This is a genomic window from Variovorax sp. 10N412 (genome assembly GCF_056394985.1).
The window spans coordinates 369904-390284 of the sequence record NZ_JBFTIO010000002.1 but is presented as its reverse complement, the minus strand read 5'-3'; the positions used below and the strand labels follow the sequence as shown (position 1 = coordinate 390284).

Annotated in this window: 22 protein-coding genes; 15 read left to right on the top strand and 7 right to left on the bottom strand. The window is 68.5% G+C overall.

The window, feature by feature from the left end; all coding sequences use genetic code 11:
- Positions 1 to 108: 108 nt before the first annotated feature.
- From AC1DJH_RS07340 to AC1DJH_RS07275, 14 genes are all read left to right on the top strand, one after another.
- A complete protein-coding gene (locus AC1DJH_RS07340) occupies positions 109 to 246 on the top strand; it encodes a hypothetical protein (protein ID WP_435438220.1) in 138 nt (45 codons plus the stop codon).
- Positions 247 to 272: 26 nt separating this feature from the next.
- Complete coding sequence (locus tag AC1DJH_RS07335; RefSeq protein ID WP_478185246.1) at positions 273 to 1229, top strand: sulfonate ABC transporter substrate-binding protein; 957 nt, start codon at positions 273 to 275, stop codon at positions 1227 to 1229.
- Entirely contained in the window at positions 1229 to 2398 is a 1170-nt protein-coding gene (ssuD, locus tag AC1DJH_RS07330; RefSeq protein ID WP_478185245.1) for an FMNH2-dependent alkanesulfonate monooxygenase, read from the top strand. The genes AC1DJH_RS07335 and ssuD overlap by 1 nt, the downstream gene beginning before the upstream one ends.
- A 9-nt stretch (positions 2399 to 2407) precedes the next feature.
- Positions 2408 to 3262 (top strand): aliphatic sulfonate ABC transporter permease SsuC, encoded by an 855-nt coding sequence (gene ssuC, locus AC1DJH_RS07325; RefSeq protein WP_478185244.1) that lies wholly within the window; start codon positions 2408 to 2410, stop codon positions 3260 to 3262.
- Positions 3263 to 3272: 10 nt separating this feature from the next.
- Entirely contained in the window at positions 3273 to 4250 is a 978-nt protein-coding gene (locus AC1DJH_RS07320; RefSeq protein WP_478185243.1) for an aliphatic sulfonate ABC transporter substrate-binding protein, read from the top strand.
- Between the two features lie 4 nt (positions 4251 to 4254).
- Positions 4255 to 5097: an ATP-binding cassette domain-containing protein gene (locus AC1DJH_RS07315; protein WP_478185242.1), complete on the top strand. Its 843-nt coding sequence runs from the start codon at positions 4255 to 4257 to the stop codon at positions 5095 to 5097.
- 47 nt (positions 5098 to 5144) lie between these two features.
- The gene (locus AC1DJH_RS07310) at positions 5145 to 6443 is read left to right on the top strand and encodes an O-acetylhomoserine aminocarboxypropyltransferase/cysteine synthase family protein (RefSeq protein ID WP_478185241.1); all 1299 of its coding nucleotides are present in this window, start codon (positions 5145 to 5147) and stop codon (positions 6441 to 6443) included.
- A 16-nt stretch (positions 6444 to 6459) separates the two neighbouring features.
- Positions 6460 to 7056, top strand: a complete 597-nt coding sequence (locus AC1DJH_RS07305) for a malonic semialdehyde reductase (RefSeq protein ID WP_435483820.1) — start codon at positions 6460 to 6462, stop codon at positions 7054 to 7056.
- A gap of 69 nt (positions 7057 to 7125) precedes the next feature.
- Positions 7126 to 7341, top strand: a complete 216-nt coding sequence (locus AC1DJH_RS07300) for a TOBE domain-containing protein (RefSeq protein WP_007829250.1) — start codon at positions 7126 to 7128, stop codon at positions 7339 to 7341.
- A 201-nt stretch (positions 7342 to 7542) separates the two neighbouring features.
- Entirely contained in the window at positions 7543 to 8025 is a 483-nt protein-coding gene (locus tag AC1DJH_RS07295) for a rhodanese-like domain-containing protein (protein ID WP_435483819.1), read from the top strand.
- Positions 8026 to 8057: 32 nt separating this feature from the next.
- The gene (epsC, locus tag AC1DJH_RS07290) at positions 8058 to 8972 is read left to right on the top strand and encodes a serine O-acetyltransferase EpsC (protein ID WP_435483818.1); all 915 of its coding nucleotides are present in this window, start codon (positions 8058 to 8060) and stop codon (positions 8970 to 8972) included.
- Complete coding sequence (locus tag AC1DJH_RS07285; RefSeq protein ID WP_435438230.1) at positions 8969 to 9238, top strand: helix-turn-helix domain-containing protein; 270 nt, start codon at positions 8969 to 8971, stop codon at positions 9236 to 9238. Before epsC ends, AC1DJH_RS07285 begins: the two co-directional genes overlap by 4 nt.
- Positions 9239 to 9299: 61 nt before the next feature.
- On the top strand, positions 9300 to 10232 hold the full coding sequence (locus AC1DJH_RS07280) for a family 2A encapsulin nanocompartment shell protein (protein WP_478185240.1): 933 nt from the start codon (positions 9300 to 9302) through the stop codon (positions 10230 to 10232).
- Between the two features lie 66 nt (positions 10233 to 10298).
- Entirely contained in the window at positions 10299 to 12251 is a 1953-nt protein-coding gene (locus AC1DJH_RS07275; RefSeq protein ID WP_478185488.1) for a family 2A encapsulin nanocompartment cargo protein cysteine desulfurase, read from the top strand.
- Here AC1DJH_RS07275 and AC1DJH_RS07270 read toward each other — a convergent pair.
- Both AC1DJH_RS07270 and AC1DJH_RS07265 read right to left on the bottom strand, forming a co-directional pair.
- Positions 12248 to 13231: an alpha/beta hydrolase family protein gene (locus AC1DJH_RS07270; protein ID WP_478185239.1), complete on the bottom strand. Its 984-nt coding sequence runs from the start codon at positions 13229 to 13231 to the stop codon at positions 12248 to 12250. The genes AC1DJH_RS07275 and AC1DJH_RS07270 overlap by 4 nt on opposite strands.
- Positions 13232 to 13262: 31 nt before the next feature.
- Positions 13263 to 13526, bottom strand: coding sequence for a hypothetical protein (locus AC1DJH_RS07265; RefSeq protein WP_478185238.1), 264 nt, complete (start codon positions 13524 to 13526; stop codon positions 13263 to 13265).
- 111 nt (positions 13527 to 13637) lie between these two features.
- On the opposite strand from AC1DJH_RS07265, the gene AC1DJH_RS07260 reads away from it, so the two are divergent.
- Positions 13638 to 14999 carry an NAD(P)/FAD-dependent oxidoreductase gene (locus AC1DJH_RS07260; RefSeq protein WP_478185237.1) on the top strand — a complete coding sequence of 454 codons (1362 nt, stop codon included), beginning with the start codon at positions 13638 to 13640 and terminating at the stop codon, positions 14997 to 14999.
- Between the two features lie 28 nt (positions 15000 to 15027).
- Here AC1DJH_RS07260 and yjjJ read toward each other — a convergent pair whose 3' ends face one another.
- From yjjJ to AC1DJH_RS07235, 5 genes are all read right to left on the bottom strand, one after another.
- On the bottom strand, positions 15028 to 16338 hold the full coding sequence (gene yjjJ, locus AC1DJH_RS07255; RefSeq protein WP_478185236.1) for a type II toxin-antitoxin system HipA family toxin YjjJ: 1311 nt from the start codon (positions 16336 to 16338) through the stop codon (positions 15028 to 15030).
- Positions 16339 to 16424: 86 nt separating this feature from the next.
- Positions 16425 to 17099 (bottom strand): aspartate/glutamate racemase family protein, encoded by a 675-nt coding sequence (locus AC1DJH_RS07250; protein WP_478185235.1) that lies wholly within the window; start codon positions 17097 to 17099, stop codon positions 16425 to 16427.
- A 5-nt stretch (positions 17100 to 17104) separates the two neighbouring features.
- Positions 17105 to 18037 carry a 2-dehydropantoate 2-reductase gene (gene panE / locus AC1DJH_RS07245; RefSeq protein WP_478185234.1) on the bottom strand — a complete coding sequence of 311 codons (933 nt, stop codon included), beginning with the start codon at positions 18035 to 18037 and terminating at the stop codon, positions 17105 to 17107.
- Between the two features lie 66 nt (positions 18038 to 18103).
- Positions 18104 to 19318 carry an N-methyl-L-tryptophan oxidase gene (gene solA, locus AC1DJH_RS07240; protein WP_478185233.1) on the bottom strand — a complete coding sequence of 405 codons (1215 nt, stop codon included), beginning with the start codon at positions 19316 to 19318 and terminating at the stop codon, positions 18104 to 18106.
- A gap of 13 nt (positions 19319 to 19331) precedes the next feature.
- The gene (locus AC1DJH_RS07235) at positions 19332 to 20300 is read right to left on the bottom strand and encodes an aliphatic sulfonate ABC transporter substrate-binding protein (protein WP_478185232.1); all 969 of its coding nucleotides are present in this window, start codon (positions 20298 to 20300) and stop codon (positions 19332 to 19334) included.
- Positions 20301 to 20381 lie beyond the last annotated feature (81 nt).

The window sequence follows — 20381 nt, the reverse complement described above, 5'->3', positions numbered from 1 at the left end:
CCCGGCAAAGCCGGTTCCCCGGTGTTTCACCCAAGATTTCCGAGTTGCCTTCAGGGCCGCTGCGGGAGTGCTTTTGCCTGAAGTTTCTGGAACCCGAGGAATCCACGCATGAACCCCGTCGCCACCGAAGACTCCGTGCTCGACACCGCACCGCGTTCCCACTGGCACGCGCTCGGCGATCTCGCCGTGAGTGTCGTCGTCGTCAGCGCCATTGCGCTGATCGTCAGTTTCATCGCCGCCGTCTGAGCGCGGCACACCCAACGAGCCTTGCCATGACATTGATTTCCGCACCTCGCCGCCGCCTCATCCAGGGCGTTGCCGCCGCCATCGCGCTCCCGTCGTTCGCCGCCGTGGCCCAGGCCCCCGCACGGCAGTTCCGCATCGGCAACCAGAAGGGCACGCTCAACATCCTCAAGGGACGCGGCACGCTCGAGAAGCGGCTCGCGCCGTTGGGCGTCACGGTCAAGTGGACCGAGTTCACCGCCGGGCCGGTGCAGCTCGAGGCGCTGAACGTCGGCTCCATCGACTTCGGCGACGTGGGCGAAGCGCCGCCCATCTTCGCGCAGGCCGCCGGCGCGCCGCTGGCCTATGTGGCGGCCACCCAGCACCGCCCGCGGACCGAAGCCGTGCTGGTGCCCAAGGGCTCCGCCGTCAAGACCGTGGCCGACCTCAAGGGCAAGAAGATCGCGCTCAACAAGGGCTCGAACGTGCATTACTTCATCGTCAAGCTGTTCGAGAAGCACGGCCTGGCGTACGCCGACCTCAACCTGGTCTACCTGCCGCCGGCCGACGCGCGCGCCGCCTTCGAGAAGGGCTCTGTCGACGCCTGGGTCATCTGGGATCCGTTCCTTGCCGCCGCCGAGAAAGCGCTGGATGCGCGCGTCGTGGCCGACGCCACGGGCGTGGTGGGCAACCGCGCCTACTACTTCTCGTCGCTCGACTATGTGGCGAAGAACGCCGACGTGATCGCCATCGCGGTCGAAGAGATCAACAAGGTCGAAGCCTGGGGCTCTGCGAACAAGGGCGAACTCGCTGCCGAACTGGCCGCTTTGTGGGGCCTGCCCAAGCCGGTGGCCGATGTCACCGTCGCCCGCACGGCCTACGGCATCACCCCGATCACCAAGGCCATCCTGGCCGAGCAGCAGCAGATTGCCGACACCTTCTTCGAACTGAAGCTGATCCCTAAGAAGATCAACGTGCTCGACGCCGCGGGCGCGGGGGTGGCGTGATGCAGATCTTCTGGTTTCTCCCCACCCACGGCGACAGCCGCTACCTGGGCACCAGCGAAGGCGCGCGCCCCATCGACCTGGCCTACCTGCAGCAGATTGCCGGCGCGGCCGACAACCTGGGCTACGAAGGCGTGCTCATTCCCACCGGCCGCTCGTGCGAAGACCCGTGGGTCATCGCGTCCAGCCTGATCGGCGCGACGAAGAAGCTCAAGTTCCTGGTGGCGGTGCGCCCCGGGCTGCACCAGCCCAGCCTGGCCGCGCGCATGGCCGCGACCTTCGACCGTCTCTCGGGCGGGCGCCTGCTGGTGAACCTCGTCACCGGCGGCGACCAGGCGGAGCTGGAAGGCGACGGCGTGTACCTGGACCATGCCTCGCGCTACGAGCAGTCGGCCGAGTTCATCCGCATCTGGCGCGAGATCATCGCGCGCAGCCACGACGGCCAGAGCTTCGACTACGACGGCAAGCACCTGAGCGTGAAGGGCGCCAAGCTGCTCTACCCGCCGGTGCAAAAGCCCTATCCGCCCGTTTGGTTCGGCGGCTCGTCGGCCGCCGCGCACGACCTGGCCGCCGAACAGGTCGATGCCTACCTCACCTGGGGCGAGCCGCCCGCCGAAGTCGCCAGGAAGATCGCCGACGTGCGCGCGCGTGCCGAGCGCCACGGCCGCAAGGTGGAGTTCGGCATTCGCCTGCACGTGATCGTGCGCGAGACCGATGACGCCGCCTGGAAGGCCGCGGAAGAACTCATCAGCCGCGTGGACGACGACACCGTGATTCGCGCGCAGGCTGCCTTCGCGCGCATGGACTCCGAAGGCCAGCGCCGCATGGCCGCGCTGCATGCGGGCGGCGCCAGGCGCTCGCGCGCCGACCTGGAGATTTCGCCCAACCTGTGGGCCGGCGTGGGCCTGGTGCGCGGCGGTGCCGGCACCGCGCTCGTGGGCGATGCCAGGACCGTCGCGGCGCGCATCGAGGAGTACGCGGCGCTCGGCCTGGACAAGTTCATTCTCTCGGGCTACCCGCACCTCGAAGAGGCCTACCGCTTCGCCGAGCTGGTGTTCCCGCTGCTCTCCCGCAAGGCCAAGGCCCGGCTGGCGGGCGGCTCGCTCAGCGGGCCGTTCGGCGAAGTGGTCGCCAATCTCGATGCGCCTTCGCGCCTCGTCTCCCAAAGCTGAAGGACTCCCATGACCGAACAGGTTCAGGAACTGCCGACCGTCTCGCCCGCGGCGCCCATCGAGAGCGGAGGCAACGTGTTCAAGAATTTCGGCATCGGCGTGGTCCACCGGCTGGTGCCGTGGCTCGTGCCCGTCGGGCTCATCGTCTTCTGGCAGATCGCGTCGTCGCTGGGCTGGCTCAGCACCCGGGTGCTGCCGGCGCCGGTCGACGTGGTCAAGGCCGCATGGACGCTCACCGCCTCGGGCGAGCTGTGGACGCACGTGAAGGTCAGCGCGGGCCGTGCGTTGGCGGGCCTGGCCATCGGCGGCGGGGCGGGGCTTGCACTGGGCCTGCTCACGGGTTCGGTGAAGTTCGCCGAGACGCTGCTCGACTCCACCATCCAGATGGTGCGCAACATCCCTGCGCTGGCGCTGATTCCGCTGGTCATTCTGTGGTTCGGCATCGACGAGTCGGCCAAGCTGTTCCTGATCTCGGTGTCGGTGTTCTTTCCGATCTACCTCAACACCTTTCACGGCATCCGCAACGTCGACCCGCAGCTCATCGAGATGGGCCGCACCTACGGCCTCACGCGCTGGCAGCTGTACCGCGAGGTGATCCTGCCGGGTGCGCTGTCGTCCATCCTGGTGGGGCTGCGCTTTTCGCTGGGGCTGATGTGGGTCATCCTGATCGTGGCCGAGACCATCTCGGCGCAGGCCGGCATCGGCTACCTCACGATGAACGCGCGCGAGTTCCTGCAGACCGACATCGTGCTGGTGGGCATCCTGCTGTATGCGCTGCTCGGCAAGCTGGCCGACCTGTTCGCGCGCGGGCTGGAGCAATGGTGGCTGCGGTGGCATCCCGGCTACCAGAAGAAGGCGAAGTGAGGGCATGGACATGACGCATTCCCCCATTTCCCGACGCACCGCCATCGCCACGCTGGGCGCACTGGGCACACTGGGCGCCACCGCGGCCTTCGCGCAGGGCGCCGCCGCGCGGCCCGCAACCGTGCGCATCGGCTACCAGAAGTCTTCCACGCTGATCGCCGTGCTGAAGGTGCAGGGCACCCTCGAAAAGCAGCTCGCACCCCTCAACGTGAGCGTGAGCTGGCACGAGTTCACCAGCGGCCTGCCGCTGCTGGAGGCGCTGAACCTCGACAACCTGGACATCAGCGCCGACGTGGCCGACACCGTGCCCGTGTTCGCTCAGGCGGCCGGCGCCGAGCTGACCTTCATCGCGCAGGAAGCGCCATCGCCTGCCGCGCAGGCCATCGTGGTGCGCGAAGACTCGCCGATCAGGACCGTGGCCGACCTCAAGGGCAGGAAGGTCGGTTTCGCCAAGGCGGCCGGCGCGCACTACCTGTTGATCGCCGCGCTGGAGAAGGCCGGCCTGTCGTTCAAGGACATCGCACCCGCCTACCTCACGCCCGCCGACGGCCGCGCCGCCTTCGAGAAGGGCGCCATCGACGCCTGGGTGGTGTGGGACCCGTTCCTGGCCGCGGCACAGCGGCAGTCGAAGGTGCGCGTGCTGGCCGACGGCACGGGCATCGCGTCGTACCAGCGCTACTACCTCGCGAGCACCAAGTTCGCGAAAGCGCGGCCCGACGTGCTGCGCGTGGTCTACGCCGAACTGGAGAAGACCGGCAAGTGGGTCAAGCAAAGCCCGAAGGAGGCCGCCGCGTTGCTGTCGCCCGTGTGGGGCCTGGACGCCGCCACCATCGAGCAGGCCAACGCCCGCCGCAGCTATGCGGTGCGGGCCGTGGTGCCCGAGGCCCTGACCGAACAGCAGCGCATCGCCGATGCCTTCTTCGCCGAGAAGCTGCTGCCCCGACCAATCGATGCGCTGAACGTGGCGCTGTTCAAGCCCGGAGCCTGAGACCATGAGTGCCGTACTGAAAGACATCCAAGCCCAGGCCTCATCCCAGGCCATCCCCGGCGGCGTGCGCCTGGAGGCGCGCGGCCTGCACAAGCGCTACGGCGCGCGCGAGGTGCTGCGCAACACGCGCCTGACCATCGAGCCGGGCCAGTTCATCGCCATCGTCGGGCGCAGCGGCTGCGGCAAGAGCACGCTGCTGCGGCTCATCGCGGGGCTCGAGGCACCGAGCGAGGGCGGCCTCTACACCGACGGGCGCGCCGTGCACGGGCTGCACGACGACACCCGCATCATGTTCCAGGAGGCGCGCCTGCTGCCCTGGCGCCGCGTGCTCGACAACGTGACCCTGGGCCTGCCCGACGACGCCAAGGCGCGCGGCAAGGAAGTGCTGGCGCATGTGGGCCTGGCCGACCGCGAGAACGAATGGCCCGCGCGCCTGTCGGGCGGGCAACGCCAGCGCGTGGCCCTGGCGCGCGCGCTGGTGCACCACCCGCGGCTGCTGCTGCTGGACGAGCCGCTGGGCGCGCTGGACGCGCTCACGCGCATCGAGATGCACCGCCTCATCGAGGACCTGTGGCAGCGCCACCGCTTCACCGCGCTGCTGGTGACGCACGACGTGCAGGAAGCCGTGGCGCTGGCCGACCGCGTGATCCTGATCGAAGACGGGCGCATCGCGCTCGACGAGAACATCGCGCTGGCCCGCCCGCGCTCGCAGGGCGACCCGGCCTTCGCGGCCATTGAAAAACGAATCCTCGACAGGGTGCTGCAGAAGCCGGAAGACACCGCGCCAGAGAGCACCGACGCAAGCTGGCTCAACACCCCCGCGCACGCGCTGCGCTGGGCGATCTGAGCGTCGTCATCCCCCTTGTCCAATTTGCCAAACTGAAAGGCAGCTGTATGTCGCAGAACTGGAAATTCGAAACCCTGTCGGTGCACGCCGGCTATTCGCCCGAACCCACCACGCGCGCCGTGGCCCCGCCGATCTACCAGACGGTGGCCTACGCCTTCGACAGCGCACAGCACGGCGCCGACCTGTTCGACCTGAAGGTGCCGGGCAACATCTACACCCGCATCAACAACCCGACGCAGGACGTGCTGGAGCAGCGCGTGGCCGCGCTCGAAGGCGGCATCGCGGCGCTGGCGCTGGCCTCGGGCCAGGCGGCCGTGACCTACGCGATACAGACCATTGCCGAGGCCGGCGACAACATCGTCAGCAGCACCGCGCTCTACGGCGGCACCTACAACCTGTTCGCGCACACGCTGCCGCAGTTCGGCATCACCACGCGCTTCGCGGACCACCGCGACCCGGGCAGTTTCGAGAAGCTGTTCGACGACAGGACCAAGGCGGTGTTCGTGGAGTCGCTGGGCAACCCCGCCGGCAACGTGACCGACATTGCCGCCATCGCCGAAATTGCGCACCGCCACGGCGTGCCGCTGATCGTCGACAACACCGTGCCCTCGCCGTACCTGAGCCGGCCCATCGAGCACGGCGCCGACATCGTGGTGCATTCGCTCACCAAGTACCTGGGCGGCCACGGCACCAGCATCGGCGGCGCCATCGTCGACTCGGGCAAGTTCCCGTGGGCCGAGCACAAGCAGCGCTTCAAGCGCCTGAACGAACCCGACCCCAGCTACCACGGTGTGGTCTATACCGAGGCGCTGGGCCCGGCGGCCTACATCGGCCGTGCGCGCGTGGTGCCGCTGCGCAACACGGGCGCGGCCATCTCGCCGTTCAACGCCTTCCTGATCCTGCAGGGCATCGAGACGCTCGCGCTGCGCATGGACCGCATCAGCAGCAACACGCTGGCCGTGGCGCAGCACCTGAAGAAGAGCAAGGCCGTGAAGTGGGTGAACTACGCCGCGCTCGAAGACCACCCCGACCACGCGCTGGCGCAGAAGTATTTCGGCGGCAAATCGAGCGGCGTCCTGACGTTCGGCATCGGTGCCGGCGCCGATCCTCGCGCCGGCGGGGCGAAGTTCCTCGATGCGCTGAAGCTCTTCACGCGCCTGGTGAACATCGGCGACGTGCGCTCGCTGGCCACGCACCCCGCGTCGACCACGCACCGCCAGCTGTCGCCCGAAGAGCTGGCCCGCGCCGGCGTGACCGAGGACACGGTGCGCCTGTCGGTGGGCATCGAGCACATCGACGACCTGCTTGCCGACCTCGACCAGGCGCTTGCTGCAGCGTCGAACTGAAACGCCCCACGACACCATGACCACACTGCAAGCCATTCCCGAAGCCGCGCTGGACCAGTTGTTCCGCAAGGCCCGCACCGTGCACGCGTTCAAACCCGTGCCCGTGAGCGACGAACTCATCCACAAGTTGTACGACCTGCTCAAGTGGGGCCCGACCGCCTTCAATGCCCAGCCGGCGCGCTACGTGTTCGTGCGCAGCGAAGAGGCCAAGGCCAGGCTGAAGCCGGCCGTGTCGTCCGGCAACGCCGCGCAGACGCTGGCCGCCGGCGTCACGGTGATCGTGGCGCACGACACCCGCTTCTTCGAGCACCTGCCCGCGCAGTTCCCGGCGTACGACGCCAAGCCGATCTTCGAGAACAGCGCCGAGGCGGCGCAGGCCACGGCGTTTCGCAACAGCAGCCTGCAGGGCGCCTACCTGATCCTGGCGGCGCGCTCGCTGGGGCTGGACGCGGGGCCGCAGTCGGGCTTCAACGCCGAGCTGGTCGACAAGACCTTCTTCCCGGACGGGCGCTACCGCGCGAACTTCCTGGTCAACCTGGGCGTGGCCGACCACGCCGGCACCTTCGAGCGCGGGCCCCGCCTGGCATTCGACGAAGTCGCCGAGATCGTCTGACGACCCCCTTCATTCCATTGCTTCGTGCTTTTCCTGAACGAATTTCCCCAACCTGAAAGAGAACCCATCATGTCCATCCAAGCCATCAACGTGCGCAACCAGTTCAAGGGCAAGGTCCGTGAAATCATCCGCGGCGACGTCGTCTCCGAAGTCGACGTCGAAACCGCCTGGGGCATCGTCACCTCCGTCATCACCACGCGCTCGGTCGACGAACTGCAGCTGAAGGTGGGCTCCGACGTGGTCGCCCTGGTGAAGTCGACCGAGGTGTCGATCGCCAAGCTCTGAGCCCGGCTCGGCGCGCCACCCGGTGCCTTTGCGGGCGCCGGGTTTTTTTACGCCCCGGCACCGCGTGGGCCTCTTCGATAGACGGATTGGTTCTAAAGAATCGCTTTTTCAGTCGTTTGACCTTCGGCCTCATGCTTCTACAGTGGTGGTCATCGCCATCAAGGCGGATGCAATCAACCCCGCACCAAGGAGCCGAAGCCCATGCCAGTGGAATTTGAAGACGTCGTTGCGTTGCCGCCCGCCCTCGAACAGGCGAGGGGCCTTGCAACCGAAGCAGGATGGGCCTACGCCGGTGGCGTGACGCCTCCCGTGGCCTGGGAGCTGGTGAAGAGCGGGCAGGCCGTGCTGGTCGATGTGCGCTCCGGCGAGGAGCGCAAGTTCGTCGGCCATGTGCCCGAGAGCGTGCACGTGGCCTGGGCCACCGGAACGGCGCTCACGCGCAATCCCCGCTTCGTGCGCGAGCTCGAGGCCAAGCTGGCGAAGGACGGCGGCAAGGAGGCCGTGGCGCTGCTGCTGTGCCGCAGCGGCAAGCGTTCCGCGCTGGCGGCCGAAGCGGCTGCCAAGGCGGGTTTCACGCAGGTGTTCAATGTGCTCGAAGGTTTCGAAGGCGAGATCGACGCGAGCCAGCACCGCGGCGGCTCCGACGGCTGGCGCTTCCACGGCCTGCCGTGGGTGCAGGACTGACCCCACAGAACGTTCCGGGAGAACACAGACCCATGGCCCATTTCGAAGTGAGCGACATCGTTCGCGCGCTGCACGGCGTGCGCGACGAATGGCGCGATTCGCAGCGCCGCTCGCGCGAGCCCGGTGCGCGCGAGTTTCCGTCGCGCGACGCGCTCGCGCAGACCGTGGAGTCGCTGAAAGGCGCGCTCTTTCCGATGCGGCTCGGCCCGCCGGACCTGCGCCACGAGAGCGAGGACTTCTACGTCGGCCACACCCTCGATGCCGCGCTGCAGGCATTGCTGGCGCAGGCGCGGCTGGAGCTGAACTTCAACGCGCGCCACGAGCCGCGCCCCGCGAGCGACATCGACGACGCGGCCACCGAGGCCATCCGCGAGTTCGCGAATTCGCTGCCCGCGCTGCGCCGCCTGCTCGACAGCGACGTGCTCGCCGCCTACCAGGGCGACCCCGCCGCGCGCAGCGTCGACGAGGTGCTGCTGTGCTACCCCGGTGTGCTCGCGATGATCCATCACCGCCTGGCGCATGCGCTCTACAAGCTGGGCCTGCCGCTGCTGGCGCGCATCGTGGCCGAACTCGCGCACGGGCAGACGGGCATCGACATCCACCCCGGCGCGCAGATCGACGCGGGCTTCTTCATCGACCACGGCACGGGGGTGGTGATCGGCGAGACGGCGGTCATCGGCAAGCGCGTGCGGCTGTACCAGGCCGTCACGCTCGGCGCCAAGCGCTTTCCGACGGACACCGAAGGCAACCTGCAGAAGGGCCTGCCTCGGCATCCGGTGGTGGAGGACGACGTGGTCATCTATGCGGGCGCGACCATCCTCGGGCGCGTCACGCTCGGCAAGGGCGCGGTCATCGGCGGCAATGTGTGGATCACCGACGACGTGCCCCCGGGTGCGAGCGTCACGCAGGCGAGCCTGCAGAACGCACCGAAGGCGGTGCGCCTGTGAAAGCATTCGTCGAAGACTTCGGCGTCACGGTGCGCCAGCTGCGCGAAGGCAAGGGCTGGTCGCAGGAGGAACTGGCGGAGCGTTCCGATCTGAACCGCTCCTACGTTGGGGAGATCGAGCGCGCCCGCGTCATTCCGTCGATCGTCACCGCGCAGAAGCTGGCCACGGCACTGGGCATCAACATGGTCGGCCTGCTCATGCGCTGCGAGCAGCTGGAGCAGTCGCGCCTGGCGCGGCGGATCAACTTGGCGGCTATAGCCTGTTGAGGGGAAACCCTTGGCCGCCGGACACTGGCGGCCACTTTCTTCCCAACAGGAGCCTTGATCCATGAGCGCAACAGTCGGTGGTACCACCGCCCTTGGCGACAACGCCGCACGCCAGCTGGCCAACGCCACCAAGACCGTTCCCCAGCTCGAGACGATCAGCCCGCGCTGGCTGACGCACCTGCTGCAATGGGTGCCGGTGGAGGCGGGCATCTACCGCGTCAACAAGGTCAAGAACCCCGAGTCGATCAAGGTCACCTGCACCTCGCGCGAAGAAGAAAACCAGCTGCCGCGCACCTTCGTCGACTACGAAGAAAACCCGCGCGAGCACTTCCTGAACGCCGTGAGCACCGTGCTCGACGTGCACACCCGCATCTCCGACCTCTACAGCAGCCCGCACGACCAGATCAAGGAACAGCTGCGCCTGACGATCGAGACGATCAAGGAGAACCAGGAGAGCGAGCTCATCAACAACCCCGACTACGGCCTGCTGGCGCAGGTGACGGAAGAGCAGCGCATCTTCCCGCTGACCGGTGCGCCCACGCCCGACGACCTCGACGAGCTGCTGACCAAGGTGTGGAAGGAGCCCGCCTTCTTCCTCACGCACCCGCTGGCCATTGCCGCCTTCGGCCGCGAAGCCACGCGCCGCGGCACGCCGCCGCCCACGGTGAGCCTGTTCGGTTCGCAGTTCATCACCTGGCGCGGCATTCCGCTGATTCCGTCGAACAAGGTGCCGGTGGCCGACGGCAAGAGCAAGATCCTGCTGCTGCGCGTGGGCGACAAGCGCCAGGGCGTGGTGGGGCTGTTCCAGCCGGGCCTCTCGGGTGAACAGGGCCCGGGCCTGTCGGTGCGCTTCATGGGCATCAACAACCATGCGATCGCGTCGTACCTGATCTCGCTGTACTGCTCGCTCGCGGTGCTCACCACCGACGCGCTGGCCGTGCTCGACGACGTCGAGATCGGCAAGTACCACGACTATCCCGACACCTACAAGTAAGCCGCGGTGAGCAGCACACCATCGTTTCCAGGCGAGGCGCCGTTCGATCCGGCCGCGCTCGCGCGCATGGCCAACGCCATGTTCGCCTCACTGCCGGGCGCGGCACCCGCGTCGTTGCCGGGCGTCGCGAACGGCCTGGTGCCGGGCGCGCAGTTTCCCGTCAACGTCGCGCCGCCGGGCTCACCGCTGGTGAGTCCGGCCGGCTTCGGACCTAGCGTGCCGGGCACGCCGATTCCGCAGGGGCAGATTCCGGGCGCCAACGTGCTGCCTGCGTCGCCCACGCAGTTGCCTTCGCTCGCCAACCGCGCGCCGGCCCTGCTGCCGCACGCGGTGGCGGGAAACGGCGTGCCCGACACGGTGCTGTCGGTGGCGCCGGCGTTCGAGCCGCGCTTGGGCGGCACGGTGCTGGGTGTGCCGCAGCAGGTGAATGCGCCTGCTGTGCCCTCGGCGGGCGCTTCGCCGTTCTACTTCCTGAACAACAGCTTCGGGCACCCGTCGGCCGGCTCGGCCTCGCCCGTGCCCGCCGTGTCTGCGCCTGCGCAGGTCTTGCCCCCTCTCCCGCTTGCGGGAGAGGGCTGGGGTGAGGGTCCGCGGCCGAGCCAGGGTGCGGGGTCGCCCCTCACCCCAACCCTCACCCCGGAGGGGCGAGGGAGCAGCAGCCAACCGCAGGCGAGCCAGCAGCCGCAGTTCTATTTCGTCGATGCAGTGCGCCTGCCCAACGGCTTCGTCACGCCGGCCAAATCCGACCCGCGCGGCGCGCAGGCGGTGCCGCAGGCCGGCAGCGGCCAGCATCCGCCGTTCGACGTCAACGCCGTGCGCCGCGACTTCCCCGTCCTGCAGGAGCGTGTGAACGGCAGGCAGCTGGTGTGGTTCGACAACGCCGCCACCACGCACAAGCCGCAATCCGTCATCGACCGGATCTCGTATTTCTACGCGCACGAGAACTCGAACATCCACCGCGCGGCGCATGAGCTGGCCGCGCGCGCCACCGACGCCTACGAAGGCGCGCGGGAGCGGGTGCGACAGTTCATCAACGCACCCGAAGTCGAGGAGGTGATCTTCGTGCGCGGCACCACCGAGGCCATCAACCTCGTGGCCAAGAGCTGGGGCGCCCAGCACGTGGGCGAGGGCGACGAGATCATCGTGTCCAACCTGGAGCATCACGCCAACATCGTGCCGTGGCAGCAGCTTGCCGCGGCCAAGGGCGCGAAGCTGCGCGTGATTCCGGTGGACGACTCGGGCCAGGTGCTGCTCGACGAATACCGCAAGCTCTTGAACGACCGCACGAAGATCGTCGCCGTCACGCAGGTCTCGAACGCGCTGGGCACCGTGGTGCCGGTGAAGCAAATCGTCGAGCTCGCGCACCGTGCCGGCGCTAAGGCGCTGGTCGACGGCGCGCAATCGGTCTCGCACATGCGCGTGGACGTGCAGGACATCGGCGCCGATTTCTTCGTGTTCTCCGGCCACAAGGTGTTCGGCCCGACCGGCATCGGCGTGGTCTGGGGCAAGCGCGAGGTGCTCGAAGACATGCCTCCGTGGCAAGGCGGCGGCAACATGATTGCCGACGTCACGTTCGAGAAGACCGTGTTCCAGCCGATCCCGAACAAGTTCGAGGCCGGCACCGGCAACATCGCCGACGCGGTCGGCCTGGGCGCCGCCATCGACTACGTCAACAAGGTCGGCATCGAGAACATCGCGCGCTACGAGCATGACCTGCTGGTGTACGGCATGCGGCAGCTCGGCGCCGTTCCGGGCGTGCGGCTGATCGGCACCGCGGCCGACAAGGCCAGCGTGATGTCCTTCGTGCTCGACGGCTACACCACCGAAGAGGTGGGGCATGCGCTGAACGACGAAGGCATCGCAGTGCGCACGGGCCATCACTGCGCGCAGCCGATCCTGCGGCGCTTCGGCGTGGAGACGACGGTGCGGCCGTCGCTGGCGTTCTACAACACCTTCGACGAGGTGGACCGCCTGGTGGCCGTGGTGCGGCGCCTGGCAGGACAGCGGCGCGCAGGCTAGGGCTTGGGCGGTGGCCCGAGGTGCTGCCTGAAGAAGGCCAGCACCTCGGCATTGAGCGTGTCGTGAAAGGCCTCCCGGTCGAAGCCTCCCGCGTCGTTGCAGATCTCGGGAAACACCTTGGCCATGGCCCCGGAGCAGGGCGCCAGGAAGGCGAAATGCGCGGAGCCGGCCGGCACGCGGAAGTCGGGCGGTGACGGCAGGCCGCGCCGAACCTCCTCCACGCGCGCCGGCAGCACCCCGTCGCCACCCCGCTCCGAAGCCCAGAGCTGGACCGGGATCGTCACGTTCCTGAGCCCTTGCGCATCGAAGAAGCTCAGCGGGTCGGCGATCACCGCGGCCTTGATGCGATCGTCGCGCACCGGCGGCCCGGCCGGCAGGTCGTTGTTGCGGGACTGCACGCACATGGGCACCGTCGAGTCCTTCGCGCACCAGGTCAGGCCGGCGTGGAAATCCGGCGCTGCGCCCGCCAGCGCAAGGCCGGTGTAGCCGCCGCGCGAAAAGCCGAAGAAACCGATCTGCGCGGGCGCGATCCGCTCGGGCCACCGGCGCAGCATGTGGTCCACCAGCCGCTTCATGTCCATCGGCCGGCTGATGAAGACCGAGAGGTCCCGGTGCCGGCTCATGTCCTCGACGTTGTCGCCCGAGTGGCTGATTGCGGCCACCACGAAACCGGCTTCCGCCAGCGCGGCGGCCGTGTCGCGGTGGCCCAGGAAGCTGCCGCCCGCGCCGTGCGACATCACGACCATCGGCCACTTTCCGCTTCGGATGGCGCAGTCCTTCGCGACCTGGAGCGTGATGAGCGGTCCGAGTGCAAACGGGGCGGCGGAGGCGGCCTGTGCATCGCACGGGTACCAGATGGCGCCGCGCAGTGCGGGGCCCTGGGCGTCGGCCGGTACTTCGAGGAAGGTGAACCCGGCGGCCTGCGAGAGCGTGCTCGACAGGCAGAAGGCGGCGGAAATGGCGATGGCGCGAAAAGACATGGATTTGCGGCTCGGTGAGGTGGCGGAGCGGTCAGCGGGCGGTGCGGATCGAGATCAGCAAGTGTGGGGAATGGTCGACGGCGGCCCGCGGCGGCGCAGCGCGTGCACCCGTTGCGGCCACGGTTTCGCCGGCAATGCTGCTGTAGACGCGGTGGGAGTGGAACGGCGAGAAATGCGCCATGCGCGCCAGCTCTTCGAGGCGGTGCCCGGCCATCGGGTCGGCCACGATGGCCGCGACGACGCGGGATACGCGTTCCCTGTGGCTCTGTTCGGCGCGGCGCGGAGTCGAGTTCATGGCCGGAGTGTGCCGCCTGTCGGCGCAGCCAGCTTGCCCGGCCTTGCTGTTTTGCCTTGTCTCGACGGCAAGCTATGCTTGGCAATTGTTAACAACGATGCTTGCCACCGCATGTCCTTGCCTCAAGCCTCTTCTTCCTCCGCGCCCCGGGCGGCCGATGAATCCTGCGACGTGATGGTCGTCGGCGGCGGTCCGGCCGGCTCGACCATCGCCGCGCTGCTGGCCGAGCAGGGCCGCAAGGTGGTGCTGCTCGAGAAAGCGCACCACCCGCGCTTTCACATCGGCGAATCGTTGCTGCCTGGCAACGTGGAGCTGTTCGAGAAACTGGGCGTGCGCGACCAGGTCGAGAAGATCGGCATGCCCAAGTTCGGCATCGAGTTCGTCTCGCCCGAGCATGAGCACCGCAGCTACGTGGAGTTTGCCGAGGGCCTGGACAAGACGCTCGACTCCGCCTGGCAGGTGCGCCGCTCCGACCTGGACGAGATCCTGTTCCGCAACGCGGCCACGCGCGGCGCCCAGACCATCGAGGGCTGCAAGGTGCGCGACGTGGCCTTCGACGCCGACGGCGCCACCGTGCACGCCGAGATGGACGACGGCGCCAGGCGCAGCTGGCGCGCCCGCTTCGTGGTCGACGCCACGGGCCGCGACACGCTTCTGGCCAACAAATTCCGCTGCAAGGAAAAGAACCCCGACCACAACAGCACCGCGCTGTTCGGCCACTTCACGAATGCCGAGCGGCTCGAGGGCAAGAAAGAAGGGAACATCAGCATCTGCTGGTTCCCGCACGGCTGGTTCTGGTTCATTCCGCTGGCCGACGGCACGACCAGCATCGGCGCCGTCTGCTGGCCGTACTACCTGAAGACGCGCGACAAGCCGCTGAAGGAATTCTTCTACGACACCATCGCGCTGTGCCCGGTGCTGGTCGAACGCCTGAAGAACGCCACGCTGGTCGACGACGCGGTGCATGCCACCGGCAACTTCTCGTACTCGAGCACGCACGCCACGGGCGAACGCTACCTGATGCTGGGCGACGCCTTCACCTTCATCGACCCGATGTTCTCCTCGGGCGTGTACCTGGCCATGACCAGCGCCTTCGACGGCGCCAGGCTGGTGGCCACGGCGCTCGACCAGCCGGCCGAGCTGGCGCTGGCGCGCAAAGGCTTCGAGGCCATGACGCGCAAGGGTCCGCGCGAGTACTCGTGGTTCATCTACCGCGCGACCAACCCGACCATCCGCGACATGTTCATGTACCCGGGCAATCCGTTCCGCGTGAAGGAAGGCCTGATGTCGCTGCTGGCCGGCGACATCTACAACGGCAAGCCGATGTGGCGCGCGCTGGGCATGTTCAAGTTCCTGTACTACTTCATCTCGGTCACGCACATGCGGCGCACCTGGGCGGGGTGGAAGCGGCACCGCCTCAACATCCGGGACATGGGGATGTTGAAGGGGGAGACGGTGCTGAAGTCGGAGTAAGTGAAGTCGGAATAGTGCGACGTCTGGTTCAGCCGGCCGCTGCTTCGCCGGTGAAGAGCTCGTTCTTGCGTGCGACGGCGCGAAACGGCGCCGTGATGCGGCTGTCTGCCGCGACGGCCCGCCAGAACACCGCAGCCCACCGGCGCGCGCCGGGCCATTCCTCCAGTGTCTCGATGGTCGGTGCCGCGGCGCTCGCTTCCAGGTCGCGCGCAGGCAATTCGCCGTTGACGGCGGCATAGAGCGTCGGCAGCACGTCGTAGGCGGGAGACAGGCGCCAATTGCCGTTTTCGATGAGCAGCGAGATGTTGCCGTAGTGCCGGTCGGTGTTGCCTACGAGCTGCCCGAACGCCTCGAGAAAGCGCAGCCGCTGCGCGTCGTCCGCGCGCATCAGTCCGCGCGACGCCATGCGGTTGGCCGTGGCCGCCCAGTTGTCGATCTTGCCGACGTGCTGCGCGTCGTAGGCCATCAGCGACACCATGCCGATGCGTCCCCTGGCGGTGCGGTCGAATCGCTCGACTTCCAGAAACACCCGGCCGGCTTCGATGAGCACGCGGGTGGTGGATGCGGCGACGCCGGCTTCCTGCAGCGTGCGCAACGCCAGGTGTTCGCACACGAGCAGGTCGCGAGCGCGCTTGTCCGCGGGCGAGTTGCCGGCGGGCGAGAACTTGACGATCACTTGCCGCCCGTCGCGCACGGTGCAGAACTTGGGCTGTTCGCCGCCGGCCGACGAGCCCGGCAAGGTGCCCTGCATGGCGCTGTCCGCCATGGCGGGATAGTCGCCGGGGGTCACTTGCGCGGCCGGCCGTGCGGCCAGCGACTGGAAGCGGTTGAACGACTCGGCGCCGACGACCAGGTTGCCCGGCAGGTCCTCGCCGCACAGGGCCAGCGCCTGCAGCACGTCGTCGTCGGTCCAGTGCTCGGGGTTGGCGGGCAGGCCGAGTTCGGGGTGGCCGTGGGCGAAGGCGCGGCCGATGAAGCCCTGCGGGCGCATGTCGGCAAGGAACCAGGGCAGTCCGTCGTGCAGCGCGCTGGCGCCTTCCTGCTCGTCCATCCAGCAGCGGCCACCTTGCAGCGGCACGATGCGGCCGAACGGCGCCGCGTTGCCGTTTTCGCCGACCTTGACGACGGGCACTTCGGTGCCGAGCGGGGGTGCGACATACCTCTGCGAGCGCGCCGCGCCCACCTTCAGGATGTCCACACTGCGCAGCAGCGGTGCCAGCGTTCGCGACACGGTCGGCTGGCTGACGCCCAGCCGGGCCTGCACATCAGCGCCAGTGACAGCACCCTGCGACCGGATGAAGGCAAGGGCGGTCTCGGCCAGGGCGGGGGGCGTTGCCATTGAATACCAAGGTGAATAGATAAATTATTCTATTCTTCATTGGTAAATTCACGAAATTGAATGAATTTGTGAATAGATAGTTGGCGTCATGTCTTGGCCATTTGCACCGCAAACCGCACCCCTGGCGCGGGGCTGCTGAGAACGTCGATGCCAAGGTCCGCCAGGGCTTCTTCAACGGGCGCCATCGAGGCCTGCGCGAGCACGACGACATCGGCCCCGTCGGCACTGTTGGCCTTCGCGCGAATCGCCCCGGCCAGTGTCTGGACGTAGCCGGTGATGTCGCCGGACTGGAAAAGCGGCCACGCCCGCTCGACGAGCAGTTGGCTCGGCCGCACATCGACCCCCGCGTCATGCGCTGCGGACAGAACCAACGCCGTCGTCGGCGCCAGCGTGCTCTCCAGCGCCGCGACGATCAGCACGCGCGGCCCGGTGCGCACCGCGCGGTCGGCCATGGCGCGGTCGATGCGCAGGGCCTTGAACGCATCGCCCGTGGCGGTTCGTTCGGCGATGGCGCCGAGGGTCGAGCAGGTGCACACGACCACCGTTGCGCCGCTGGCGGCGGCCTCGTGCATGGCGTGGTGAACACGTGCAACCAGGCCGGCGTCGTCGACGCCGAGGACGCGCGCATCGGCGAGCAGGTCTTCGCGCACCGCATGCCGAACGCGCAGGTCGGGCGCGATCTCGCGCACCAGCCGCTCGAAGGTCGGCACATGCACCTGCGCCGTGTGAAGGAACGCCAGCGCGTCTTCGGGGGGCGGCATGGCTTTCAGCCCGCCGTGCGCGCGCGTTGGGCCTCGTAGGCCTTCAGGTGGACGTACGCCGTGCGCAGCACCGAAGGCGCGGCCTGCTGGCCCGCGGCCGCACGGCCGAGCAGGTCGCCCACGATGTGGTCGGCCTCCACCGCCGCGCCGCGCACGATGTCCTTGTACATGGACGCGGTCATCGGCGAGCCGGCCGCCGTCATGATGGCGCGGCCGCGCTGCACGGCGGCCGGGCGCGGCGCAAAGCCGTTGTGCGTGGCGATGGCGCAGCATTCGTCGAAGATCGCGAGCGCCACGTCCTGCCCGCCTGCCGCCACGATGTCGCCGATGGTCGCGCGCATCAGGCTCGTGAGGCCCGCCGCCGAGGCGATGAAGACCCACTTCTCCCACATGTCCTGAGAGATGTTCTCGCTGGCCGTGGCGTCGAACTTCGCGCCCGCGAACTGGGCCGCGATGGCGTCCACGCGCTCGGAGCGCCCGCCGGCACGCTCGCCGTAGCTCAGGCCGTGCATGTCGTTCAGGTGCAGCACGCGGCCTTCGTCGTCGAGCGTGGCCGAAATCATGCACAGGCCGCCCAGCACACGCTGCGCACCGAAGCGCTCGGCCAGCCGGTCGATGTGCTTCATGCCGTTGAGCAGCGGCAGGATCACGGTGTCGGGCCCGACGGCGGGCGCGAACGAGTCCATGGTCGAGTCCAGGTCGTAGGCCTTGCTGCCGACCACCACCACGTCGTAGGGGCCGTCGATGCCGTCGGCCAGCACATGCTTCGGGGCGGGAAGCTGCAGGTTCCCGAACGGGCTTTGCACCACCAGCCCGGTCTTCGCGAGCTGCGCCGCGCGGCGCGGGCGCAGCAGGAAGGTGACGTCGCGGCCCGCCTCCAGCAGGCGACCGCCGAAATAACCACCGAGTGCACCGGCACCCACCACCAGAAATCTCATTGCGCTGTGCTCCTGAGTCAGAGAAAAGATCGTGGGCGATGATGCCCCCGATCGCTAGGCGCTGCTTCAGGCGGCCGATTTCTCCAGCAGCCGCCGGCGGGCAAAGGGCGACAGGTCGAGCGCGCTCGGCCGGCCCAGCACATGGTCGGCAATGGCGTCGCCCAGCCCGGCCGAATGCTTGAAGCCGTGGCCCGAGCAGGCCGAGGCGATGAGCACGCCAGGCAGGCCGTCGAGCGCGTCGATGACGAAGCGGCGGTCGGGCGTCACGGTGTACATGCAGGCACGGGCCTTCAGCGCCCGCCCGCCGATCTGCGGAAAACGGCCCGCCACGCGCTCGCGGTACATGGCGGCGCTTTCTTCGGGGCTGACCGTGCGCTCGATGGTGTCGGGCGTGGTGGCGTCCACGTACTGCTCGGTCGCGACCTTGAGCGCGGGCTGCGCGGGGTCGGACGACGGAAAACCGTAGATGTAGTCTTCCTGCCCGTCGCCGAACATCCAGATGAAGATGGGGAAGCGCCCGGGCGCGAAGTCGGCGGCGGCGCTGCCGGTGTCGAACCAGTGCATCACCTGGCGATGCACGGAGAAGTCGGCTTGCCAGTCGGCGCGCGCCTGCTTGCCGAGGAACTCGGGCAGCCAGGCGCCGGCCGACACCACCACGCGGTCGGCGGTGAAGCTGGCGGTGTCGGTGCGCACGCGCACGGTGTCCCCGTTGCCGACGGGCTCGACCGCCTGCACGCGTTCGCCGGTGCGTGTTTGCGCGCCCGACGCGCGGGCCACGGCCAGTTGGGCGCCGATGGCGTCCTCGGGCCGGACGAAGCCGGCGTCGCGCTCGTGGTAGCCGATCTCGTCGCCCTGCAGGTGGAACTGCAGAAAGCGCGCGCGGATACCGGCGGCATCGAGCACCTCGTGCGCAATGCCGAAGTGCTCCGCGCAGGCGATGGTGCGGCGCACGAAGTCGGGCTTGCCGTGGTGCTCGGCCACGCGGCCTTCGGGCGCGAGGATGAGCCCGCCCGTGGTGGTCATCAGCGGCTTGCCGGTGCGTGCCTCGAGCTCGCGCCAGATGGCGTGCGAGCGCTGCACGAAGGGCACGTACTCGTCGCCTTCGCCGACCGCGAGCCGCGTGATGCGCGAGTCGCCGTGCGAGGAGCCCAGGTCGTGCGGCGGCGCGAACTGGTCGATGCCCAGCACGCGCGCGCCGCGCTGCGAGAGTTGGTAGAGCGTGGCGGCCCCGAGGGCGCCGAGGCCGACGACGATGACGTCGTAGTGGGTGGACAAGGTCACGTGGGAACTGGCGTCAGACGAGGTTCAGGTCGAGGAAGGCGTCCTTCACCTCGATGGGCTTGGGAATGAGCTTGAGTTGCGCAAACACATCGGCCAGGCCTTGTTGCTCCTGTGCGATGGCCGGCGTGAGCGCGACCACGCCATATTGCCGCCGTTCGGTGGCCAGCGCCAGCACCTTGGGCTCGACCTTCAATTGCGGCGCCAGCGTGGCGACCACGTCGGCCGGGTGCGCCTGCGCCCATTCGTTGGCCTTGCGCAGTTCGGCGAACACGGTGCGCAGCACGTCGGTGTTGGCACGCGCGAAGCCGGGTTGCGCGAAGTGGTAGGTGCGGTTGCCGCTCAGGCCGGTGCCGTCGAACAGCACGCGCGAATCGGTCGCCAGTTGCGCGGCGGCAAGAAACGGGTCCCACAGGCCGATGGCCGCGACGCTGCCCGACTGGTAGGCCGCGATGGTGTCGGAGGCCGTGAGGATGTACACCGGCTCGATGTCGTCATAGCGCAGGCCCGCCGCCTCGAGCGCGCGGATCAGCACGTACTGCGTGTTGTAGCCGCGGCCGGTGACGACCTTCTTGCCCTTCAGGTCGCGCACGCTGCGAATGGGCGAGTCGCGCGGCACCAGGAAGCCGACGCCGCCGGGGTAGGGGCTTTCCGCAGCCAGATACACCAGGCCCTTGCCGCTGGCCTGCTGGAACACGCCGATGCCGTCCGAGGCGTGGCCGAAGTCGATGGCGCCGGCAGACAGTGCCTCCGACAACTGGCTGCCGCCGAGGAATTCGGCCCACTCGACCTTCACGCCGCTGGGAGCCAAGGCTTTCTCGAGCTGGCCCGTGCCCTTCAGGATGTTGAGCGTGTTGAACTTCTGGTAGCCGATGCGCAGCGTCTTGGTGCGCGATTGGGCAAAGAGCGGTGCGGCGGCTGCGGTGAGAGCGGCGGCAGTGCCGGCTTGGAGCAGGGTGCGGCGAGAGAGAGAAGGGGTGTGCATGGCGTGAGCAAAAGTCCGCGACTGTAGGAGCCATGGCTGTTCATCGCCACGAAGCTTTTGTCATTTGCTCATGCGCAATGC

Coding starts and splice junctions, on each gene's coding strand:
- AC1DJH_RS07340 (WP_435438220.1), top strand. CDS start 109: ATGAACCCCGTCGCCACCGAAGACTCCGTGCTCGACACCGCACCGCGT.
- AC1DJH_RS07335 (WP_478185246.1), top strand. CDS start 273: ATGACATTGATTTCCGCACCTCGCCGCCGCCTCATCCAGGGCGTTGCC.
- ssuD (WP_478185245.1), top strand. CDS start 1,229: ATGCAGATCTTCTGGTTTCTCCCCACCCACGGCGACAGCCGCTACCTG.
- ssuC (WP_478185244.1), top strand. CDS start 2,408: ATGACCGAACAGGTTCAGGAACTGCCGACCGTCTCGCCCGCGGCGCCC.
- AC1DJH_RS07320 (WP_478185243.1), top strand. CDS start 3,273: ATGACGCATTCCCCCATTTCCCGACGCACCGCCATCGCCACGCTGGGC.
- AC1DJH_RS07315 (WP_478185242.1), top strand. CDS start 4,255: ATGAGTGCCGTACTGAAAGACATCCAAGCCCAGGCCTCATCCCAGGCC.
- AC1DJH_RS07310 (WP_478185241.1), top strand. CDS start 5,145: ATGTCGCAGAACTGGAAATTCGAAACCCTGTCGGTGCACGCCGGCTAT.
- AC1DJH_RS07305 (WP_435483820.1), top strand. CDS start 6,460: ATGACCACACTGCAAGCCATTCCCGAAGCCGCGCTGGACCAGTTGTTC.
- AC1DJH_RS07300 (WP_007829250.1), top strand. CDS start 7,126: ATGTCCATCCAAGCCATCAACGTGCGCAACCAGTTCAAGGGCAAGGTC.
- AC1DJH_RS07295 (WP_435483819.1), top strand. CDS start 7,543: ATGCCAGTGGAATTTGAAGACGTCGTTGCGTTGCCGCCCGCCCTCGAA.
- epsC (WP_435483818.1), top strand. CDS start 8,058: ATGGCCCATTTCGAAGTGAGCGACATCGTTCGCGCGCTGCACGGCGTG.
- AC1DJH_RS07280 (WP_478185240.1), top strand. CDS start 9,300: ATGAGCGCAACAGTCGGTGGTACCACCGCCCTTGGCGACAACGCCGCA.
- AC1DJH_RS07275 (WP_478185488.1), top strand. CDS start 10,299: ATGGCCAACGCCATGTTCGCCTCACTGCCGGGCGCGGCACCCGCGTCG.
- AC1DJH_RS07270 (WP_478185239.1), bottom strand. CDS start 13,231: ATGTCTTTTCGCGCCATCGCCATTTCCGCCGCCTTCTGCCTGTCGAGC.
- AC1DJH_RS07265 (WP_478185238.1), bottom strand. CDS start 13,526: ATGAACTCGACTCCGCGCCGCGCCGAACAGAGCCACAGGGAACGCGTA.
- AC1DJH_RS07260 (WP_478185237.1), top strand. CDS start 13,638: ATGTCCTTGCCTCAAGCCTCTTCTTCCTCCGCGCCCCGGGCGGCCGAT.
- yjjJ (WP_478185236.1), bottom strand. CDS start 16,338: ATGGCAACGCCCCCCGCCCTGGCCGAGACCGCCCTTGCCTTCATCCGG.
- AC1DJH_RS07250 (WP_478185235.1), bottom strand. CDS start 17,099: ATGCCGCCCCCCGAAGACGCGCTGGCGTTCCTTCACACGGCGCAGGTG.
- panE (WP_478185234.1), bottom strand. CDS start 18,037: ATGAGATTTCTGGTGGTGGGTGCCGGTGCACTCGGTGGTTATTTCGGC.
- AC1DJH_RS07235 (WP_478185232.1), bottom strand. CDS start 20,300: ATGCACACCCCTTCTCTCTCTCGCCGCACCCTGCTCCAAGCCGGCACT.